At 66.8% G+C, this 17,748-nt stretch carries 23 protein-coding genes; 6 read left to right on the top strand and 17 right to left on the bottom strand.

Translation table 11 applies throughout. The features are described from left to right. The first annotated feature begins 73 nt into the window (after positions 1-73). Both QMC84_RS11620 and QMC84_RS11615 read left to right on the top strand, forming a co-directional pair. Positions 74-415: a type II toxin-antitoxin system RelE/ParE family toxin gene (locus QMC84_RS11620; RefSeq protein ID WP_366145748.1), complete on the top strand. Its 342-nt coding sequence runs from the start codon at positions 74-76 to the stop codon at positions 413-415. Then, entirely contained in the window at positions 405-722 is a 318-nt protein-coding gene (locus tag QMC84_RS11615) for an XRE family transcriptional regulator (protein WP_300374954.1), read from the top strand. Before QMC84_RS11620 ends, QMC84_RS11615 begins: the two co-directional genes overlap by 11 nt. Here QMC84_RS11615 and QMC84_RS11610 read toward each other — a convergent pair whose 3' ends face one another. From QMC84_RS11610 to QMC84_RS11565, 10 genes are all read right to left on the bottom strand, one after another. Then, the gene (locus tag QMC84_RS11610) at positions 723-2,039 is read right to left on the bottom strand and encodes a hypothetical protein (protein WP_300374953.1); all 1,317 of its coding nucleotides are present in this window, start codon (positions 2,037-2,039) and stop codon (positions 723-725) included. Next, positions 2,039-2,335 (bottom strand): hypothetical protein, encoded by a 297-nt coding sequence (locus tag QMC84_RS11605; protein ID WP_300374952.1) that lies wholly within the window; start codon positions 2,333-2,335, stop codon positions 2,039-2,041. The genes QMC84_RS11610 and QMC84_RS11605 overlap by 1 nt, the downstream gene beginning before the upstream one ends. 118 nt (positions 2,336-2,453) lie before the next feature. Further along, positions 2,454-2,969, bottom strand: a complete 516-nt coding sequence (locus QMC84_RS11600; RefSeq protein ID WP_300375139.1) for a hypothetical protein — start codon at positions 2,967-2,969, stop codon at positions 2,454-2,456. Positions 2,970-3,048: 79 nt separating this feature from the next. Continuing rightward, on the bottom strand, positions 3,049-3,477 hold the full coding sequence (locus QMC84_RS11595; protein WP_300374951.1) for a single-stranded DNA-binding protein: 429 nt from the start codon (positions 3,475-3,477) through the stop codon (positions 3,049-3,051). Between the two features lie 402 nt (positions 3,478-3,879). Then, positions 3,880-5,643, bottom strand: a complete 1,764-nt coding sequence (locus QMC84_RS11590; protein ID WP_300374950.1) for a TraM recognition domain-containing protein — start codon at positions 5,641-5,643, stop codon at positions 3,880-3,882. Then, positions 5,640-6,128, bottom strand: a complete 489-nt coding sequence (locus QMC84_RS11585) for a hypothetical protein (protein ID WP_300374949.1) — start codon at positions 6,126-6,128, stop codon at positions 5,640-5,642. The genes QMC84_RS11590 and QMC84_RS11585 overlap by 4 nt, the downstream gene beginning before the upstream one ends. A gap of 2 nt (positions 6,129-6,130) precedes the next feature. Then, the gene (locus tag QMC84_RS11580) at positions 6,131-7,186 is read right to left on the bottom strand and encodes an ArdC-like ssDNA-binding domain-containing protein (RefSeq protein WP_300374948.1); all 1,056 of its coding nucleotides are present in this window, start codon (positions 7,184-7,186) and stop codon (positions 6,131-6,133) included. Next, positions 7,186-8,718, bottom strand: a complete 1,533-nt coding sequence (locus QMC84_RS11575; protein ID WP_300374947.1) for an ATP-binding protein — start codon at positions 8,716-8,718, stop codon at positions 7,186-7,188. Before QMC84_RS11575 ends, QMC84_RS11580 begins: the two co-directional genes overlap by 1 nt. Beyond that, positions 8,715-9,119 carry a hypothetical protein gene (locus tag QMC84_RS11570; RefSeq protein ID WP_300374946.1) on the bottom strand — a complete coding sequence of 135 codons (405 nt, stop codon included), beginning with the start codon at positions 9,117-9,119 and terminating at the stop codon, positions 8,715-8,717. Before QMC84_RS11570 ends, QMC84_RS11575 begins: the two co-directional genes overlap by 4 nt. 59 nt (positions 9,120-9,178) lie before the next feature. Then, complete coding sequence (locus QMC84_RS11565; RefSeq protein ID WP_300374945.1) at positions 9,179-9,802, bottom strand: sigma-70 family RNA polymerase sigma factor; 624 nt, start codon at positions 9,800-9,802, stop codon at positions 9,179-9,181. A 134-nt stretch (positions 9,803-9,936) separates the two neighbouring features. Here QMC84_RS11565 and QMC84_RS11560 point away from each other — a divergent pair, with 134 nt between their 5' ends. From QMC84_RS11560 to QMC84_RS11550, 3 genes are read left to right on the top strand one after another with little or no spacing between them, the layout of a single operon-like run. Then, the gene (locus QMC84_RS11560) at positions 9,937-10,434 is read left to right on the top strand and encodes an EVE domain-containing protein (RefSeq protein ID WP_300374944.1); all 498 of its coding nucleotides are present in this window, start codon (positions 9,937-9,939) and stop codon (positions 10,432-10,434) included. Next, positions 10,431-10,784 (top strand): hypothetical protein, encoded by a 354-nt coding sequence (locus tag QMC84_RS11555; RefSeq protein WP_300374943.1) that lies wholly within the window; start codon positions 10,431-10,433, stop codon positions 10,782-10,784. The genes QMC84_RS11560 and QMC84_RS11555 overlap by 4 nt, the downstream gene beginning before the upstream one ends. A gap of 49 nt (positions 10,785-10,833) precedes the next feature. After that, entirely contained in the window at positions 10,834-11,373 is a 540-nt protein-coding gene (locus tag QMC84_RS11550) for a dual specificity protein phosphatase (protein WP_366145747.1), read from the top strand. 3 nt (positions 11,374-11,376) lie between these two features. On the opposite strand, the gene QMC84_RS11545 is transcribed toward QMC84_RS11550, so the two are convergent. The 5 genes from QMC84_RS11545 to QMC84_RS11525 all read right to left on the bottom strand — a co-directional run bounded on the left by QMC84_RS11545 (position 11,377) and on the right by QMC84_RS11525 (position 15,600). Further along, positions 11,377-12,843: an SCO6880 family protein gene (locus QMC84_RS11545; protein ID WP_300374942.1), complete on the bottom strand. Its 1,467-nt coding sequence runs from the start codon at positions 12,841-12,843 to the stop codon at positions 11,377-11,379. 2 nt (positions 12,844-12,845) lie between these two features. Further along, positions 12,846-14,135 (bottom strand): conjugal transfer protein TrbL, encoded by a 1,290-nt coding sequence (locus QMC84_RS11540; RefSeq protein ID WP_300374941.1) that lies wholly within the window; start codon positions 14,133-14,135, stop codon positions 12,846-12,848. Between the two features lie 28 nt (positions 14,136-14,163). Continuing rightward, positions 14,164-14,436 (bottom strand): DUF6112 family protein, encoded by a 273-nt coding sequence (locus QMC84_RS11535; RefSeq protein WP_067431206.1) that lies wholly within the window; start codon positions 14,434-14,436, stop codon positions 14,164-14,166. Between the two features lie 97 nt (positions 14,437-14,533). Then, a complete protein-coding gene (locus QMC84_RS11530) occupies positions 14,534-15,265 on the bottom strand; it encodes a DUF6349 family protein (protein WP_300374940.1) in 732 nt (243 codons plus the stop codon). Continuing rightward, positions 15,262-15,600, bottom strand: coding sequence for a DUF6112 family protein (locus QMC84_RS11525; RefSeq protein ID WP_300374939.1), 339 nt, complete (start codon positions 15,598-15,600; stop codon positions 15,262-15,264). The genes QMC84_RS11530 and QMC84_RS11525 overlap by 4 nt, the downstream gene beginning before the upstream one ends. 11 nt (positions 15,601-15,611) lie before the next feature. Here QMC84_RS11525 and QMC84_RS11520 point away from each other — a divergent pair, with 11 nt between their 5' ends. Continuing rightward, complete coding sequence (locus QMC84_RS11520) at positions 15,612-16,019, top strand: hypothetical protein (protein WP_300374938.1); 408 nt, start codon at positions 15,612-15,614, stop codon at positions 16,017-16,019. A 19-nt stretch (positions 16,020-16,038) separates the two neighbouring features. On the opposite strand, the gene QMC84_RS11515 is transcribed toward QMC84_RS11520, so the two are convergent. Together QMC84_RS11515 and QMC84_RS11510 are read right to left on the bottom strand one after the other, a co-directional pair. Continuing rightward, positions 16,039-17,127 (bottom strand): M23 family metallopeptidase, encoded by a 1,089-nt coding sequence (locus tag QMC84_RS11515; protein WP_300374937.1) that lies wholly within the window; start codon positions 17,125-17,127, stop codon positions 16,039-16,041. Positions 17,128-17,133: 6 nt separating this feature from the next. Further along, a complete protein-coding gene (locus QMC84_RS11510; protein ID WP_300374936.1) occupies positions 17,134-17,715 on the bottom strand; it encodes a hypothetical protein in 582 nt (193 codons plus the stop codon). Positions 17,716-17,748 lie beyond the last annotated feature (33 nt).

Below are 17,748 nucleotides of genomic sequence, written 5' to 3'. Positions count from 1 at the left end.
GCCCGAACCGCATACCCTTTACGGTATAGAAGGGAAAGCGTGAGCTCATGGCACGTGGGAGGTCGACGTCGAGCTGATCGAAGAGTGGCTTCGTGAGGTCGACGACGACACCTACGACCAGATCGGTGCGGCCATCGAGATCCTCGGTGAGCACGGTCCGGGACTGGGTAGGCCGCTGGTGGACTCGATCGTCGGGTCGCGACACAAGAACATGAAGGAGCTCCGGCCGGGTTCGGCTGGCCGGAGCGAAGTGCGGATCCTGTTTGCCTTCGACCCCAAGCGACGGGCGATCATGCTGCTCGCCGGCGACAAGCAGGGGGCGTGGACGAAGTGGTACCGGAAGAACGTGCCCGTTTCTGACGACAGGTACGACGAACACTTGGCACGGCTGCGAGAAGAGAAGGGTGGGCAGTGAGATGGCGAAGACCTTCGAGGAACTCCTCAAGGAGCGCCCGGGCAATTCCGAGGCGCGCGCACGACACAAGGAGCGCATGCTCGCCGAGGTCCGCGCCTACCGTCTTCGTGAGCTTCGCGAGATGCTCGCGATGACCCAGACCGACGTGGCCGAGACCCTGGCGATCAGCCAGAAGCGTGTGTCGGAAATTGAGCGCGGAGACGTCGACCGGACCAAGGTCGACACATTGCGTCGGTACGCCGATGCGCTCGGCGGGACGCTCCGTGTCGAGGTCCAGGTCGGCGACGAGACGTATCAAATCGCCTGATCACATCGCCGGGCCCGAGTGCGCCCGGCGCGGCTCAGGTCGATGCACGAGGGCTGTTGCAAGCTCTTCTCGACTCGCAGCAGCCCTCTTCGGTGCCCGGGGCACCTCGGCCTCAGGGCGCAGTTCATTGCGCACCAGTTTAAGGAGTTCCTGGCACACGTCGGCGGTCATCGGCACGTAGCGCTGCCGCGGCGGCTTCACAAGGCCAGCCGCGTCCTTGTCGACACGAGGGAAGGGCACGCGGGCGAAGTAGATCCGCTCTCGGGCGCCTTGCTGGATCACCTGGGTGATGCGCTCGTCGATCTCGCGCCCGAGTTGGGCGAGGTGGCGGAGGGACCCGGGCTCGGCGACATCTGTTCCGGCTTGGACGGCGCGGGTGACCTGCTCAATCCGGCTTGCGGCGAGGGCTGCTTCGCCGGCGGCGGGGCCGCCGTTGCCGACCGTCCCGCCGATGTCGTTGGTTTCGTGGATGAGGCGGAGGTAGGTCGACGCTCGCCGGGTCCAGGCCGTCGCCGCGAGTGGATCGAAGTTGGCGGCGTCACGAGAGACGATGCGCTGGGAGTCGAGGACGAGGCGCAGGCTTCGGGCGTCAGGAAACTCGCTGAGGTGGAAAAGCAGGTTGTGCTGGGCCTGGAGCACGCCCGCCAGCCCGGGCAGTCCCGGTCCCTCGACGAGCGTGCGTCGGGGTTGCCACCCGCGAAGGTCGATCGTGTAGTCGGGCTCGTCGTACCCGGCGAAGGTCGCGCACGTCTCGGCAGCGCGACCGAGCCAGCCGGCCTCCTTGAGTGGCTGCCAGCCGGGGATGTTGGAGTAGCGACGGTCGAGTCCGACGAGACCGCGGGCCACGTCGGAGGCATCCTTGAGAAGGGTCATGCACTGGAGTTGCGAGAGTCGGCCGTAACCGAGGCCGGCGTCGAAGTCGTGTTCGCCGAGCGTTGCGGCCCGCGCGACCTGCCGCCAAGACTCGACCATCGCGATCGGCTGCTCGGCGGTCAGCTCGTCGAGACCTGGAAGTCCGCTCGAGCTAGAGATCGCCACGTCGAGCCGGTGGCGCAGTTCCTCGGCCGGACCGCGGGTCCGGGTGCTGGTCCCTTGGAGGTTCATCCGCGGGTTCGCCGCGCGGACCGCCTGAACGCACCACACAAGCGCTGAATGGCGGTAGCGCCCGATTTGCTCTCCCAGCAGTCGACGTTCGTCGGTTGTCGTCGTCTCGGGGATGGTGTGACTCCCGGCGCCGCCGAGGCGTTGTTGAACGCGGTGTTGGCGCAGGAGCGTGCTGAGTTCGGCGCGCAGCTGGCCGCCGTGCTCGGCGTACATCAGGGGACGTCTTTCGCCCTGGCCGCATCGAGCATGTCGAGGAGCAGTTCGACCTGGAGTGCGTCGATGCCATGGGCCACGAGGTCTTCGATGGCCCGCTCGGCGATCCCGTAGAGGACGTCGGCGCTCTCGTCGTCGACGTTGCTGATGCCGGGGATGTAGTCGCCGTGAATGACGTCGAGATGGAGCAGGACTCGCTCGTATTCGGCAGATGCCTCGTCGTTGTACGCGCGCCTCGCGAGCGCTGCGAGGTGCGAGCGGGCCTCGGCGAGTGTGATCGCGTGAGAGAGCAACATGGATGGTTCCTTTCGGTCGGGATCGGAGTCCCGGTTGATGACTTCACCGCTGGGACGACCTGCGGACGCTGCCTGCGTGGAGTTCTGTGGACGGCGCATGTCAGCCTGCGGTTGTGGATCAGCCAGCCCGGGCGGCGCGCACCCGCTCCTCGATGCGTCGTCGGGCTGCGATGTCCTGGACGACGAACTCGACGAAGTCGGCACCGCGGTCCTCGATGACGACCTCGACCCCGGATGGCTGGGTGTCTTCGCCTGGCCAGGTCGTCTGTCGCGTAGGCCGGTCGCGATCGAGGCGGGTCCCGCAGGTGGCCACCCATTCGCGCAGCCTCTGGCGGGCATCGGCGAAGTCGCGGTGCCACATGATCGGCGCTGACGGTGACCCGTCGGGGTCGTAGGAGTTCAGCCAGTGCAGATGCAGGGCTGAGAGTTCCCAGATCAACTCGTCGTGGCGGTGCCAGTACGGCGGTATCACGGCTGGCGGCAGCCCGTAGGTCGAGCGGAGCCAGTCCACCCAAGCGTTGAGGTCCAGCCACTCGGCTTCAGCCTCTTCGCTGGACAGCAGGTTCCAGTTCAGCGGTCGGAGCGGCTCGACGGGTTCGTCGTGTCCGGTGTATTCGGCGGCGCCGTTGAACATCGGATGGATGCTCGCGTCGTAGTCGGGGTCGAGCAGTGATTCCTGTTGGCCGTCGACAGTCGGCATGACCCGTGCCCGATCAGAGGCCGACGACGCGCGGCGGCTCACTCGCCGCAGTCAACTGGTCGGCCGGCGGGTCGGGCTGGTTCGCCGGCGTACGGTCCACCGAGTAGCGGGTCCAAGTCGTGTCGTGGCCGATGTGCTTGGCAACGAACTGCTCCCGCTGCACGGGCTGCTCGTTCCAAGTCTTCTCGTACTCCGTGATGTAGCCGGAGGCGACGAATTGGTCGCCTACCCGGAATCGGGCGTAGGCGCGCTTGGCGGACGCGCCGTACATCACGAGGTTGTGGAACGTCGGGTCGAGCTTGGTGAACGACCCGTCGGCCTCCTTGCGCCAGTGCTCGACGCCGACGCGGGCGTAGAACCGGGCGTCCTTGGTGTCGGGCTTGCTCAGCTCGGGTGCGGTAGCGATGAAGCCGTGGAGGCTCAAATCGGTCGGGATGGTCATCTCTGACTCCTGCCATCTCGCGGCGCTTCGGATGGCGTCCGCTCTCAGGAATCAGGTGTGAAAGCCCGACCGCGCCGCGGTGCCTGACTTGCTATCCTCGAAATGTCCCTTCGGCTCCACGGACCTTGGAATGCGGGTGAGCCGGGCGCATCAGCGCACACCGCCGCCGTGCCGTTCGTCGATAGAGGCGAGGCGTCACTCCACTCAGTCACAACTGTGGAGTCGCCATGTGCACCAAAATCCCGTACGCGAACCGCTGGCTCGCCCGCCGCGCGTTGACGAAAATGCGTAGCCAGGGGCGAGCTGTTCGATCCATCCACCCGTGCTTCTCTGGGCATCCGGGTTGCTGGCACATCACGCGTCAGAAGCAGCGCGAGTGGTGATTTGGCGCAGGGCGCCCGGTCACCTGCGTCGGAGTGCCGCCTCGACGGCGCTCCGGTCGACACGTAGTTCGTAGGCGTCGCGGCGCGCGGTCCACGGGCGCAGTTCGGTCACCACAGGCGGCGCGCTACGAAGTAGGACCAGTGCTGTTCCAAACGGCAGCGTGCGGATGGCCTCGGGGGGCATGACGGGCACGCGGCGCATCGAGCTTTGGAGAGACCGCGACCCGTAGTCACCGATGGAGATGGTGTCCGTTCGCTCGTCCCGTTCGCCGATGAGCGCCGAGAGGTCCTGCAGGTCGCGCGCGGCCGAGGTGCCGCCGAGCACGACCTTGACGATGGACGCATCCCAGATGGCGCCCGCAGCGTGGTCGCCCCACTTGTCGCGTGCCTGCGAGAGGGACTGCAACACGGGCATCGTGGTGATGCCGGTGCCGCCACCTTCGGCCATCAGGACCGGCATGGACGGCAGTGGTGACAGGTTGCCGATCTCGTCCAGCGCCATCAGCAGTGGCGGATCGAGCCGGGCGCCTGGCGAGGCCGCGGCGAGGTGACGTGCGGTCTCGACGAGGTCTTCGATGAATGCCGCGACCAGTGACCAGGAGGCGCCAGCGCCGGCACCGGTCGCGAGCAAGTACAGGGTGCCGTTGCTGGTCAGGAAGTTCGCGGGGTCGAACTCTTCGCCCGGCCCCGGCGAGACCGCGTCGAGGACACGCGGGTCGGCCAGGCAGGACAGCGCGAGGGAAACGCCCATCCAGATCGAGTCCCTGGTCCGCGGGTCCGAGTGGATCATCGACTCGAGCGAGTCGGCCCAGCCCGGTGCGGCGTGAGGGTCACTGCTCAGGATGGCCACCGCGTCGGCGGCTGCCGAGGGCGAGAGCGTCCAACCGAACAGCTCCGCCGGGCTACGCCGGTCGAGAGCGGCAGCGTGCAGTAGCGACTGAAGTGCCGTGCGCGTCTTGCCCTCCCAGAACCCGCCCGACTCGACCCCACCGGTCGACAATCCAGTGGCTGACGCGAGGCCGGTCGATCGGATCATCGCTGTCAGTGGGTCTTCGCAGCCCCGCACAGGTGACCACCGCAGACCGGACGGGAGGCCATCCGCCAGGCGCTGGGGGTCGAAGACCGCCACCGGCCCGCGACGTCTGCGAGCCGTGATCGTGGCCGCGATGTTGTCCGGACGGGTCGCAGTGGTGATGACGGCGCCAGGAGCGTCGAGGATGGCGTTGATGACGACGTGCAGGCCCTTGCCCGAGCGCGGTGGACCCAACAGCAGGATCGAGTCCTCGACGGATGCCCAGACTTCCGCGCCTCGGGCCCGGCCAAGGAGGTATCCGACGTCAGGAGCATTCGGGTGGTCGAGCGAGGGGCGGAGCGTTCGACCGCGCGCCAGCAGCACCTTCTTTGAAGCAGTTGTGCGCACGTCGCGTGAGGACGCGATCCCCGCGAGGCGACGAGGGTCCCGAGTGCTGTGTTCACGCCACCCGTTGAGCCGGCGCCACACCACCAAGGCCGAGCAGACGACGCCTGCGAGCAGCGAAACGACCACGAGCCAGTAGACCCACGGTGACATCTCCGGCGCCCCAAGGGCGTTCCCCGGTCGATCGGGGTCCGCAAGCACGCGCAATCCCGACGCCCAGCCGTACGTCGGCTGCCCTGCACCGGTGGCCCAGGCGGTCAGGGTTCCAGCGAGCCGCAGGGCAGCAGCGAGACAGCCGAGCGCCGCGATACCGATGAGCCCGAAGTTGACCAGGTCGTTGTCGACGCTCTGCCCGCGCGGGTTCATTCGCCGATCACCCTCACGGTTCCTGAGGTCCGTCCGAGCAAGACGACATGGCCGCGGTGGGCCGCCAGCAGAACCGGGGGCAGCCGGCTCTCCAAGGAGTCGCCGCCGCGCTGGTGCCGGCCGAGAATGACCGCGATTGAGACCTCTTCATCGGGTAGGAAGGCGGATGGCGACGCCTCGGGTACCTGGCCGGCCGCGGTCTGGCCGCTGGCGCGGCCGTCGGGCATGACGATGTCGGTGTAGGTGGTGCCGTCGGACTCATGAACCTCGACGCGTACCGGCGCGCCGAGGTCGGTGGCGACCGACTCGACGATCGAGCCCAGCTCGCGGCGCGTCACCGCGCCTTCGGGCGCGTACGGCTCGCGGTCGAGTCGGATGTCGAGGTACCCGTCGTCATTGATGACGACCTCGATCAACGGCATCACCACGGGCACCTTGAGGCTGCCGTGGTCGTCGCGTCGGTACGGCGCCGTGTTGTTGAGCATGGTCAGCGACCGAGAACGTCGACGTGGGTTCGGGTTGGTCCCGTGACGGACTGTGGAGCGCGCTGCGCGCTCAGTGCGTCGCGGTCCAGTCCCGGCGGATTGCCGTCGCCAACCTTCGAGGTCGGCAGCTTGTCGAGGATGGTCAGCGACGCCGCCCGGACGCGGTCGGCCGTCGCTTGCACGACCTCAACGGGCGACTTGCCGGGCACGTCACTGGCCCAGGTCGAGACGTAGGGAACCGTGTACGTGGTGGTGTCGAGCCCGTGGGCGGCACCGACCATGAGCGCGATCGACTCCGCTTCGACCTCGGCGATTCCGCGGTGCATGGCAGCGTCGACGTTGTCGGGGCCGTGGAGCATCACGTGGCCCAGTTCGTGGGCGAGCGTCTTGACCTGGGCTGCATCGTCCATGTCCATCCGGACCGAGACCTCATGGGAGAGGTAGTCGGTGAGCCCATTCGCCCCACCGATGGATCGGGCGTTCGACACCAGGCGCAGTTCGAACCCGCGAGCCACGATCTGGTCCGCGAGCCCGTCCCAGAGGCCCTCAGGCGCCTCGCCTTCGAGCAACTCCGGGCGCGGCGGTTCAGGGACCGGCTCACCGTCGGTCTGCGAGATGTCCCAGACGTGAGCGGGCTTGAGACCAATCATCCGCGAGCGCACGGACTCGCCCCGTTGCGGCTTCTCGCCACGACCGAGACGTCGCCACGAATCTGGGTTCTCCGGCGTCGTCGAGGCGAACCTGGCCGTCACGGGCGCGAGGATCGCGTACCCGCCCTGCCCCTTCATGACATGGCGGTTCAGGCTCAGCCACTGCTTGAAGCCGGCGACGTACGTCGGGACTGGACCGGGCACGCGGCCTTCCTGGTACGCCGCGTTGTGCTGGCTGAAGATCAACAGGGTGTTGTTGAAGGAGCGGGACCGGAATCGGGCAGCGAACTCCAAAGCTCTACGCCAGTCGTCGCCGGTGACGAGGGCGCCGACGGCATCGGTGAGCTTCTGATGCAGGGCGTCGATCTTGGCTTCCCGTTCGGCAAGGCCGCGAGTTTGCGTCCTCATCACATTCCTCCGTCCGAGGTCGTCTCGGAGTGCAGGTGTGGGGGAGTGGCCGCGTTCATCCGCCCCGTTGTGTCGAACAATTCGAGCTCGGCCGGATGCAACTGATGTTGGACAACGAACGAACGGTGCTTGATCCGCCACAACCCCTGGCCGGTGCCAAGCGTCGGCAAGAGCGACTGCTCGGTCCCGGTCAATCCAAGAGCCGTGGCGGTCGAGCCGAGCTGGTCCGACTCCTGCCGGTAGACGATCCGAGTCTCCGCGTTCGCGAGGAGCGACGAGGCGAGCGCCCGCATCGCGCTGCCCTGGTCGCCGACGTTGTCGAGGTCGGAAAGCTTGTGGAAGATCAGCATGTTCGCGATCCCGTAGTGACGGGCCAGCCGCCAGTGGGCATCCATCCGGCGCAGCAGCGCGGGATGGGACATCAGGCGCCACGCTTCGTCGTACACGACCCACCGTTGTCCACCCGCGGGGTCGAGGAGGGCGGACTCCATCCATGCCGAGGCGCAAGTCATCAGAACCGAGATCAGGGTGGCGTTCTCGGTGACTCGGGACAGGTCGAGGGAGACCATCGGCAGCGTCGGGTCGAAGCGCACCGTGCTGGGGCCGTCGAACAGCCCGGCTAGGTCGCCAGCGACCAGTCGTCGCAGCGCGTGCCCAACGAGTCGGCCGTCCTCCGCGAGCCGACCATCCGTGTCAGCCGAGCGATCCGGTGCGAGCAACCGGTCGACGACCATGGGTAGCACTGGCACGTCTGACGAGTGAACCGCGTCGGACAGTGCGACGTCGATGGCGGTGTGTTCCAGCGGACTCAGCCGGCGGTCAAGCACTGTCTCGGCCAGGGCTCCCAGAAGGTCGCGACGTCGAGCCGTGACCTGGGCGAGCCACTGGGCGTCGTCGACCGACTCTGGGCGGTGGCCCTCGTCGAGAGGATTCAGGCGGTTGGCCATCCCGTGCCCGAGGGCAATGGCCCGGCCGCCGACCGCTTCGGCGACCGCGGTGTGCTCGCCCTTCGGGTCGCCCGGGACGTACACGCGCCGACCGAAGGGAATGGAGCGTGTGTAGAGGCTCTTCGCCAGTGCCGACTTGCCGGATCCGACGATTCCGGCGAGCACGAGGTTGGGGGCGGTGATCAGGCCACGGGCGTAGAGGACCCACGGGTCGTAGACGAACGAGCTGCCGCTGTAGAGATCCTGGCCGACGAATACTCCGTCGCTACCCAGACCGCCCTCCGCGAGGAACGGGTAGGCACCTGCCAACGTCGCCGACGTGTCCTGGTGACGCGGGATTCGCAGCCGCCCAGGCGTACGAAGCGCAGCCGGCCCGCGGTCACCAGACTTCGGCAATACGACCGTTGCTTTCCGCTCCGCCGTGATCGCCTCAGACTTCGTGCGGGCCTCCGCCCGCCGGGTGTCGCGGTCCTCGGTCATTCGGGACTTCGCGGCAGCGCGCCTCAGCCGGCGGTCGCGCCTGCGCTCACGCCGCGGTGAGACGAGCACGGCGCTGTGGAGCCGGCCGTCCTGCCAGCCGCTCACAAGCCGATCCTGTTTTCCGCGACCGGGGCGGTCGACTGAAATTGGTCAGGGAACTCGCGGTGGTAGGCGAGGATCGCCTCGGCCTCATGGGCGTGATCGATGGTCTCGCCGACCTGCCGGAGCATCTCGGCCGCACGGTGGAGCTCCCAGGAGACCCGGTACGCCGCCGAGCGTGCCCCGGCGGAATCCTCCGGCGCCCAACCCGTCTTTCGGGAGGGGCCATCGTGGAACGACGCCAACTGGTGGAGCGACTGGCTCATTGACGCGGCGGCACGTGAGAGGGATCCGAGCGTCGAATAGATGTCCGTCGGATCGTGGATGGAGCGCGTGGCGTGGGCGAGACCACGCAGTGCCTGCTGCGCCTCGTCGGCGTCAGCGGCCGGATCCTCGAAGGTGGGCATTTGCTGGCCTCCAGAATGTCGAAATGGACATCAAGGAGGTGTTGGACCGGGACCTCAGCTCAAAGCGGATACTCGGGCCGGTCGAGGAGCGCCTCGCGCAGATCCGGATCGTCGGCGACGACTTTCTTGAGCTTGGCAGTGGCCCGTTGCACTGCCTTCTTCGTGGCCTCGTACGTCTTGCCAAGCCGGGTCGCGATTTCAGAGAGGTCGACATCGTCGACCAACGCCCACCGGACTAGCTCACGATCGCCGTCGTTGAGTGCGTCGAGTGCGTGCTGAGCAGCAATGCCACGCGCGCTCAACAGGGACGGCGTTGCGAGATCGCGAAGCGCAGCCCGGGCATCCCACTCGACCTCGTGTTCCTCGTCACCGAAGTCGACGAGATCTGCGGGTCGTGCCTTCGCCCTTCGATCCAGGTCGGTCGCTGCGTTCGTAGCCACCTTGCGAAGCCACGCTTTCGGCAGGGTTCGATCGCCGGACTCGTCCTGGGGCCATTTCTCGTCGTTCTTGCCGAACTCCTGGAGGTACTTCTCCAGGACGATCGACACCAAGTCTTCCCTATCGCCTTCACGCCAGCCCGAGTACTTACCCGAAACGATGCGCTCGATGGCCTGGCGGACGGCCGAGATCGTCGGGACCTCGGTCAATTGTCCACGCCACCAGGGGATGTCGGGGTCGGCCACGCATCAACCGTAGACCGGTGCGTCCACGTGCGGCGAAGAAAAGCCTTCGACTTCCTGTCCCCGCTTCGCTTCGGGCTGCGTACTCCTCCCTGAGCGGCAGAATGCCTGCCGCAAAGGATCGAAAGGAAACCCTGATGAGCGCATTGAGTTGCGAGACACCCGACAACCGCGCGGACTTGACCGCCCTGCCAGCCTGGCTTGTCCAGTACAGCCCGCGGAGCGCGAAGGCCCTTCAGCGAAGCTGGAACGAGGGCGAGGACTTCGAGTACCCCGCCATCGACCGGCACACTGATGAGATCCGCGAAGACGACATCGTCCTTTTCTGGGTCTCCGGTCCGGGCACAGAGTCCGGCGTCATCGGATGGGGCATCGCGTCCGGCCACATCGAGGAACTCGAACACGCCAAGAACTACAACGATCCCGACGGCCCGAAAGCGCTTCGCGACTCCGCGGAAGTCAGCCTCTGCTCCGTCTTCGACACTCCGATCATCACTCGCGACGAACTGAAGGAGCACCTCGCCTTCGCGGACTTCGATCTCTTCCGAATGGCAAACCGGCCAAACGCCTTCGCGGTGACGCGAGAGCAGTGGACTGTCATCTTCGCTCGCCTGGAGGAGGTGCTGGGCCGATGAGGACCGTACGGCTCAACCGTGACGAGTTCGTTGCGAGTGTCCAGGAGAATCGCGACAGCCACCGGTCTGTGTTCGAGGAGGCGCTGGAGGGTTACCGAGACCGCTGGATCAGGGAACTCGAACGTCGACTCCATGACGTTCGACGAGGTCGCGAAATCAACCAGTACTTCAGCTTGCCTGAGCCTGAGGATCACACCGATGACTACGACCGCATCCTCACGATGGCCCGAATGTCGGTCGACGACGTAATCGAACTCAGCGAAGACGACTTCGCGATGTACGTCATGGACCAGTGGTCATGGAAGAGCAGCTTCACGCGCACCACGACCATGTACACGGGCGCTCGATGATGAGCGCCGAACTTCGCCATGCCAACGCCAGCCAGGTCACCCCTGAACTCTGGGTCGGGGTGACCTGGAGTCTCGAAGCTCGACGCTGGCTCACAGTCAGCTCAATGAACTCGAGGGTGCCGGAATCACTGCCATTGTCGACGCCCGACTGGAGTGGAACGACCAGGCTTGGGTCGCCGAGGTAAAGCCAGACATCGACTACCTCTGGCTCGGTGTCGACGATGGCGGACAGAGGATGCCTGATCTCTGGTTCGACACCGGCACGGATCACGTCCTCGCTGCTCTCGATGGTGGCGGGACTGTTCTGGTCCACTGCCACATGGGAATCAACAGGGGTCCCTCGATGGGTTTCGCGGCGATGCTCGCCCTGGGTTGGGATCCGATCGAGGCGCTCGACAGAATCCGGCGATGCAGGCCGATCGCGTACGTCGGATATGCCGAGGACGCACTCGATTGGTGGCTTCGAAAGAACGGGGCGAGCCGAGACGAACGGTCGGGTGGGCAGCAGCGGATCCGTCGGTGGCGGCGCGAGAACCACCTCGACGTCGCCAACGTGATCCGGAGGATCCGACTCAAAGAGGGAGCATGATGGTCAGACGGCCCGACAGAGCGGGAGGGCAGCCGCCGAGAGCGCCTGCGCCTGCTGGCCCCAGAGTCGGCGGGTCTCGCAGGATGCCTGGATTGCTGCCTGCTCGATGTCGGCGACCGCTCGTTCGAGCTCGTCGGGATTCTGCGCGCTGACCGCGATGAGTCCCGTCGTACGAAGGATGCCGTGGCCCGCTGTCAGGTCGGCTTCTTGCTGGAGGACGTCGTTGAACTCAGCGCTTTGCTGTGCGTCCTCGATCTGGCCGATGCGCTGTCGCTGGGAGGCGTCGGAGATGTACTCGGTCTTCTTTTTGCGGATGTCGCGGGCAGCTTGGTCTGTGCGCAGTGGCGTGTAGAGCAGGGTGAAGGTGCGCCTGACTCCAGAGGAGAGCAGAACCGGCGCGAGGAACCCTGGGTAGACGAGCGACCGGGGCCACTCGCTGATCCACAGCACACAGTGATGTGCGGAGTCGCTGCGAACGCTGGACCAGTTCTCGCTCACCGCCACCGGGCCGGCGGTCGCGAGGTCGCGTCCCATGTCACCGTGACGCTCCAGGGCCCCGGCAACGACGGGGTCGTACGCCGAGCGAAGGACCACAGCGAGATCGCCCGGTTCCAACCATGCTGAGGGTGAGAGGTCTGCAGCGCGCAACGCGGCTGTCACCGTCGCCATCTCCTGGCGCAGCACCGCAGCCGCCCCACGGTTGCCGCCACCAGCAGCCTTGATGGCGCGTGCGGCAGCCTTCATGTCGAGCGAGATCGAGACGGTGCTCGCGTGGCGCTCGCCAGCCGGCCCAGCGCGCTCGATCAATTCGGCGTAGGTCGTCGACGTGAACGACTCATCGTGCGCGCCGTGCTGAGACCACCACTCCGCGAGGCCCTTCCCCGAGTCGGGGAGAGTGCGCTCCATGACCTGGACCGAAGACATGCGACCCGACCGGCAGGCAGTCGCGAGCACTCGTCCCCAACTCGTCACACGCCGCTGCTGTTCGATCGGGTCGAGCAGTATGAACGCGGGGTGTGTGACGCCGACGATCGCGGTGAGCGTCGAGCGGTGCGGGTCATGGACCATGACGGCGCCGGTCTCAGGGTCGTGCCACTGGCGCAGTCGCGCGGCATCTCCCGGTAGGGCCAGCGTTCCCGCCGGCCGGGGCTTCACTACGTGACGTCGGAAGAGCAGTTGGCCGCCGCTGGAGCGCCACACCCATCGGGCGACGATCGGGAACCACTCGACGAGCTTTCGCCCGCCAACACCGATCCATGCAAGTCCCGCAGAGACGGCCATGATTGGAAGGGCGTAGGCCAGAGCAGCACCGCCACCCGAATACAGCGCGAAGACGAACACCACTGCGCCCACGCCGACCACGAGTAGTTGGCTTGCGGACAACCCCAGAAGCACGCCGCGACGAGTCAGCCGGGAGAACTTGACTGTCGAGAGCTCGTAGTCGCGCGGACCAGTACTTGCGGTGCTCACGGTCAGCGCCCTGAGTGTCCAGCACCCGCAGGCACCGAATCAGCGGTAGACGGCAGCGGCGCCGACGGCGGCGCAGACTGCGATGCCGCCGCTGTCTGCTGATCGGCGTGGCCCGCGACGGAAGCACCTGCTCGCGGTCCGGTGCTGGCGGCCTCCCGCGCGACCATCACGCCACCGACCACAGCTCCTCCTGCCGCCGCTGCACCTCCGATCGCTGCTGCACCGCCTCCCGACGCAGCATTGGACCCACCCATGCTCCCGCCGCCTGAAGGCGCCACCGCTGGTGTGGGCGGCGTACCGCCGCCACCACCCGAACCGCCGCCAAGGACCTGGGCGGGCTCGGACATCGGGCGTCGGCTCATCGGGATCGGCATCGGCCGGTTCAGCGCGGACTTCGCCTCCTGCTCGGCCGACATCGCGTGGTACATGTCGAAGCCCATGAAGCTGATCGCCTTGTAGGTCATGTACGGCGCGAAGCCGGCTATGAGCATCAGCACGACGCCCGCGATGGGTTCGCTGACCGACTGCAGGTCTGCGTCGATCGGCGCAGAGACCTGGGCTGTGGCGAGCAGGAAGATCACGACGAGGACGACCTTGGACAGGATCAGTGCGATCACGAACTGCGCCCATTTGCCGAGCCAGCCGCGAGTCTGGTCCCAGCTCGAGCCGGCGAGGGCGATCGGTGCGAAGACGATGGCAACGAGGAGGAGTGCCTTCCGGACGAGCAGGCTGATCCACACGATGACCGCCGCACCGATCGCGAGCCCCGCGAGGAAGATCGTGAGGATCGCGCCAGCGCCGGGCGCCGCCACATTGATGCCGACGAGTCCGGCCGTGAGGAGAGCGATGCGATCACCCATCTCGGTCATGTTGGTGCCTGCGGCGTTTACGATCCCGATGCAGAGCTGATCGGTGATCTCCAGAGCGATCGCCAGCAGCGCGAGCGCGACGAACGATCCGAGGATCGACTTCGCCAAACCGAGCGCGGCGCGTGTCAACGCGGCCGGTTCTCGGCGCACCATCCCGCCGATCACCTGGAGCATGAAGAAGCCGAGCATGACGAAGACGGCGACTCCGAACAGGATGTTGTAGACCTTCGTGTACTGGCTGCTCGTGATGTCGACCATCGTGGTCGAGTCGAAGACCGTCCACACCGACTCGAACATCCAGGCCGCTGCGTTGCCCATCGCCTGAGCGAGCCAGTCGAACGGAGCGGACACGAGCGCGCCAGCGGCTTCGCCAGCCACGTCGCAGACCCCGGAAATCACTGGCACATCGCATACGTCGACCATCACGGCCTCCTTGATCCGTAGATGCCGGTCAGACGGCCTGGCCGACGTTCCAGAAGAAGTTCACGAGTGCGACGGACGCGCCGGTGATGATCGCGGCGCCGAGGCCGACGAGAACGCCGAGCTTGCCGCGCCCCGCGAGGTGCGGGTTCGACGAGTTGGCGCCGAGCGCCCACACGACCGCGGAGATGATCAGGGCGAGTACGGCAAGGATCAGGCCCACGGTCATCGAGGCGCCAACGATGCCGCGCAACTGGCCGATGCCGGGCAGGCCATTCGAGTTGGGGTCGATCTCGATGTCCATCGGGAGCAGGGGCACCACTGAGTACAGTCCGATCTGATTCACGGTTCCTCCAAGGTTGGGTAGGGCTTACGTCGGTCAGGTGTTCGTCGTCGTCCGCTCAATCCCCGAGAGCGGGGCCGGAGCTTGTCCTCTGCGCCTGAACTGGTTCGCGTACGACGGCTCGCGATCGAAGCTGCGGCATCTTCCGGTTCGGCTCCACGGCCGTGTGGGAGATGTCGTAGCCCGCCCAGGGGGAGCGGCCTGGGACGTGTCGAGTTCCGCCGTTGCTGCGCTCGGTGATGACGGGCGCACCGACGACCTGCATTGACGGTGGGTAGTGCTCCGCGATCCATTTCGTTGCGGCTTTCGACAACCCGGGCTGGTCAACGGAACGCAGCCGGGCAGGCACGATCGGCAGGTCACGCCAGCCAGTGAAGGCATGGTCGTGCCAGGCCTCGACCGCGGAGTTCTCGTCGCCCGCGATCAGGTGCCAGTCGTGCGGCTCACAGATCGCTTGGTAGACCAGATCGCCGACGCATTGGCAGCCGCTGTGCGGCTCGCGATGGGTCCATGGCTCGCAGCGCAGGTCGGCCGTGAAGAGATCAAATCCGTGCTCACCAACGGCGACGCCGCCGGGCACGGCAATCGCCCGGTGCCACATCCGGCTTTGCATTCGCGACTGGTCGAGCTTGTGCAGAAACTGCCAGTGCTCGTGTGCCGCTTCCAGGTCTGCCGCCGGCCAGTACGCCGCCGTGAAGCCCAACGGAGCTCCGGACCACCCGGGCGCTGCCTCGACGGCGGATTCGCGGAGCATCGCCTCGATGTCGAAGGCGAGTTGTTCATCGGTCACAGCTGCGCACCGACGTCGAGCAGCCAGTTGGCCCAGGCGAGCGCACCACCTGTCAGCGCGGCGCCCCCGAATGCTACGAATAGCCCGGTCTTCGCCTTGCTCGCCGCGTGCCAACTGCCGTTCGAGGATGCGATCGCCCAGGTCGCGCCACAGGTGACGACCATGAGCACGGAGATGATCAAGCCGTAGGTGAGCAGAGCCCCGACGATCGCGCGGAGTTGGCTGGAGCCGCCAACCGCCCCGAAGTCGGGTCCGACGATCGGGAGCAGGAGATGAAGCTTCATGCCCATCAGGTGTCGGACGGGAGCGACCGAATCTGTCGGCAGGTCGTGCAACCATCGCTCTCATGGGACATGGCGAGCCGGGAAGCAGCGGCTACTGGATCGATGGGCCGCAGGGGTGCCCCATCGGCGGACCGTTCGACCTCTGGCGACCCAACTACTTCCACGCCAACGGCGAGCCGCCCGAGGACACCGCAAAGTTGTACCCATCGCTCATTGCCCAGACCGTCAGGGACCTCGCTGTTGCAACGGTGACGCACGGAGCCACGCTCGACGAGGTGCTGACCGCGTTCGTCGACCGCGGCCCGCAGGTGGAACTCACGGTGGCGCACCGGTACTTCAGCCAGTGGCGCAAGCGTGCTCCGTTTATGCCGGACTCGATGCAGGACCTGCCCCGGCGGCCAGCCAAAACGTCGCCCGAGCCTCTCGAAGATTTCCTGGAGGACTGGCGGAAGCATCACCCGCAGGCCTGAGAACCTAGGGGAGCCGGCCTCAGGGCTCAGCGGTCCAATGCAAATGGTCGTAATGCCCGCCGGTGACGCTGTTGGGGTCGTGCATCCCGCCGCCGTCGTACTTCCTCCAGCCTTCGTCGGCGCGAGCGACTGACCAGATCCGGCCCTGCCAGATCACGTACTCGACGCCGAGGGTTCTGGCGTTGTCCTTCACCCAGTTGGTGACCTTCCAGCCGTAGTCGAGGGCGTGACCAGTCGCGGCTGTGCCGAGAGCGTTGCCGAAGGTGCCGTCGCAAGCGCGGCCGAGCGAGTGCTCCGAGGGCTGGCCTGGCCGCGGCGACCAGCAGGCCCACGAACTCTCCGGGAACTTGGACCGGATCTGGGCGAGGATGTGCGCGGTTCGCTCGGTGACCTGGCCGTCGGTCGTCGGGTCGTCGACGAGGTTTCCAGGGCGGTCGCCGTTGAACGGCGATGCCGGGCCAGCAGCGGCTGTGCAGCCGGCGGAGGTAGGGTCGCTGCCGGCTTCGATATCGACCGCTCCGTGGCTCGCGAGCCAGGGCTCCGGGTTGACCGGCGCGCCGTCGGCGCCACCGGTCCTGACCTCGAAGTGGAGGTGCGGACCTGTTGAGTAGCCGCTCACGCCGACGTCGGCGATGTACTCGCCAGCTGTCACAGACTGGCCCGCCTCGACGTGGATCCCATCGGCGTACATGTGCGCGTACCCGGTGGCGACGGTCCGCCCGCTTACGTTGTGCTCGATGAGGATCAGGTTCCCGTATCCACTTGCCGCACCTGCGAACACGACGCGCCCATCGGCCGCGGCGAGGATATGCGTTCCCGTCGGCGCCGCGAGGTCAACACCCGTGTGGAGCTTGGTCTCCCCGGTGACCGGGTGAACCCGGATACCGAAACCACTTGTCCTGACCCACGTGCCTGCCGGCAAGGGCATGACCACATGGGAGGTCTCCGGGATCGGGGCACCCGGGTTCCCGACGTTGCTGAAAGCGCTGCTCGTCGATGGCAGGCACGAGGCCTGGGCAGCGGGATTGAGCAGGGCGCCGACTGCCAGCAGGAAGGCGGCTGGACCGAGAGTCAATGCCAGTGCGCCGCCGAGGACCGCCTTGCGCATCCGCGGTCACTCCAGCGGGTCGTCGAGCTTGGACAGGCGCAGCAGGTGGCACTCCGGATACGTGGGTGCGCAGACGATGAACACGGTGAACGCGACGCCGTGCTGGCTGGCGACGTCCTCGCCTTCCCAAACACCTTCGCGGTGGCGCGTACCTCTGATCGTGAATGCGGTGGTGCCTGGCAGGAGTTCGTCGCCGGCCTGTGCTTCGGCAGTCGCCCACAGGTCCGGAATCTCGACCGACCCGACCTCGATCCACTGTCGGGTCTCGTACTTCCGCAGCTCGATCCAGACTTGGTCGGTCGGGAGGTAGTTGGCGACGTCAGAGACCAGTCCTGCGGACGATTCGCCGGTCGGGTCCGCCACGGCGACCAGTTGCTCGGTTACCGACTGAGGAGTGCTCGTGGTCCGTGTGTCCCAGGCAAACAATGCCGTCGCGACTTGTCGCGCGAAGGCCCCCGGTTCAGCTGCGTCCAGTGACGGCGACGAGGTCGGGGTCGCGATCGGTTCTGACGAAGGAGGTTTGGCCCTCGTACCTGCCCCCGAGGACGGATCGCGGTTCGCGAACGCCGCGTAGCTGACGACGGCCACCAGGAGGACCAGAACTCCGGCCGCGACTACGAG

Source organism: Nocardioides sp., assembly GCF_030019515.1.
In the GTDB taxonomy this organism is placed as follows: Bacteria; Actinomycetota; Actinomycetes; order Propionibacteriales; family Nocardioidaceae; genus Nocardioides.
The sequence above is the reverse complement of the archived record's forward strand: the minus strand, read 5'-3'. Positions and strand labels throughout refer to the sequence as shown.

Bases quoted from the DNA above. Each gene is read 5' to 3' on its own strand.
- QMC84_RS11610 (WP_300374953.1), bottom strand. From the start codon at position 2,039: ATGTACGCCGAGCACGGCGGCCAGCTGCGCGCCGAACTCAGCACGCTC.
- QMC84_RS11605 (WP_300374952.1), bottom strand. From the start codon at position 2,335: ATGTTGCTCTCTCACGCGATCACACTCGCCGAGGCCCGCTCGCACCTC.
- QMC84_RS11600 (WP_300375139.1), bottom strand. From the start codon at position 2,969: ATGTTCAACGGCGCCGCCGAATACACCGGACACGACGAACCCGTCGAG.
- QMC84_RS11595 (WP_300374951.1), bottom strand. From the start codon at position 3,477: ATGACCATCCCGACCGATTTGAGCCTCCACGGCTTCATCGCTACCGCA.
- QMC84_RS11590 (WP_300374950.1), bottom strand. From the start codon at position 5,643: ATGAACCCGCGCGGGCAGAGCGTCGACAACGACCTGGTCAACTTCGGG.
- QMC84_RS11585 (WP_300374949.1), bottom strand. From the start codon at position 6,128: ATGCTCAACAACACGGCGCCGTACCGACGCGACGACCACGGCAGCCTC.
- QMC84_RS11580 (WP_300374948.1), bottom strand. From the start codon at position 7,186: ATGAGGACGCAAACTCGCGGCCTTGCCGAACGGGAAGCCAAGATCGAC.
- QMC84_RS11570 (WP_300374946.1), bottom strand. From the start codon at position 9,119: ATGCCCACCTTCGAGGATCCGGCCGCTGACGCCGACGAGGCGCAGCAG.
- QMC84_RS11560 (WP_300374944.1), top strand. From the start codon at position 9,937: ATGAGCGCATTGAGTTGCGAGACACCCGACAACCGCGCGGACTTGACC.
- QMC84_RS11555 (WP_300374943.1), top strand. From the start codon at position 10,431: ATGAGGACCGTACGGCTCAACCGTGACGAGTTCGTTGCGAGTGTCCAG.
- QMC84_RS11540 (WP_300374941.1), bottom strand. From the start codon at position 14,135: ATGGTCGACGTATGCGATGTGCCAGTGATTTCCGGGGTCTGCGACGTG.
- QMC84_RS11535 (WP_067431206.1), bottom strand. From the start codon at position 14,436: ATGGACATCGAGATCGACCCCAACTCGAATGGCCTGCCCGGCATCGGC.
- QMC84_RS11520 (WP_300374938.1), top strand. From the start codon at position 15,612: ATGGGACATGGCGAGCCGGGAAGCAGCGGCTACTGGATCGATGGGCCG.
- QMC84_RS11515 (WP_300374937.1), bottom strand. From the start codon at position 17,127: ATGCGCAAGGCGGTCCTCGGCGGCGCACTGGCATTGACTCTCGGTCCA.